Source organism: Selenomonas sp. oral taxon 892 str. F0426 (genome assembly GCF_000468035.1).
GTDB lineage: Bacteria > Bacillota > Negativicutes > Selenomonadales > Selenomonadaceae > Centipeda.
In genome coordinates, this window is record NZ_KI260518.1 from 4,635 (window position 1) to 5,491 (window position 857).

General features: G+C 55.9%; 1 protein-coding gene and 1 pseudogene. Both read left to right on the forward strand.

The features are described from left to right. A pseudogene (locus HMPREF1992_RS11965) lies at window positions 1-113 on the forward strand (prevent-host-death protein); the annotation flags it as partial. Between the two features lie 118 nt (window positions 114-231). Further along, window positions 232-857, forward strand: a 626-nt coding sequence (locus HMPREF1992_RS00735; RefSeq protein ID WP_021683882.1) for a hypothetical protein, incomplete at its 3' end; no start/stop codon positions are given.

Genomic DNA, 857 nt, shown 5'->3' on the forward strand with positions numbered 1-857 from the left:
CGGGATGGTGCAGATTCCGCGACCGCATCTTCCTACCGCTCGTCATCGACGGCGCGATCTGGATGACGGGCAAGATGCTCGAGCGCATGACCACTCCTCATTCTGTGAAATGATGACACGCTGTGGTTTATCTCACTGAGGCTATGGGTGTATACAACACAATTTGCTTGCTAATTATCCCGGCTAGAGTGATGAATGTAATGACCAAAGTTCATAAAGGAGGTTTTCAAAATGAAGGTCAATTACAACATCCAGAAGAAAGAGCGCAAGGCGATGGTCGGGATCGTCAGCAAGGTGTTGGGCATCAAGCCCGTCTACTGCGGCGCACCGAGCTTTTCCTACAAGGTCGGTGCATTCGAGATCACGAAGGCGGGCATCCTTTGCTTCGACGATGCCACCGACGAAGCGACTGTTGCGCGTGTGCGCACGGCACTGCACGAGGCGGGCTTCATGTCCGAGGACGGCGAGAACGAGGCTTCCTGCGCGGACACAGGGGAAGACAAGCCGATCCAGACGGAAGCGGCAGAGGATGAACTCGCCGCAGTAGAAATGGCAGAGATCGAGCCGAGCCAGACAGAAGCCGTCGAAGATAATGTGCCAGTCCAGATGGAAACGCCGGCAGAAGTTATCGCGATGGAGGAAGCCGTCGCAGCAACCGATGAGGATAGTCTTTCCATCAGCCTTCCACGCACCCTTTTCACCGAGACGGCACTGCAGAATCTCGACGCACTCCTTCTGAGCAAAGGGCGGCTGATTCGCCACGCTTTCGACATCAGGGAGGCAACCTACACGCTGACCGATGACCGCATCACCTTTGCATGGTTGCACGGCACGATCACCGACGAGACGGCAAAGGC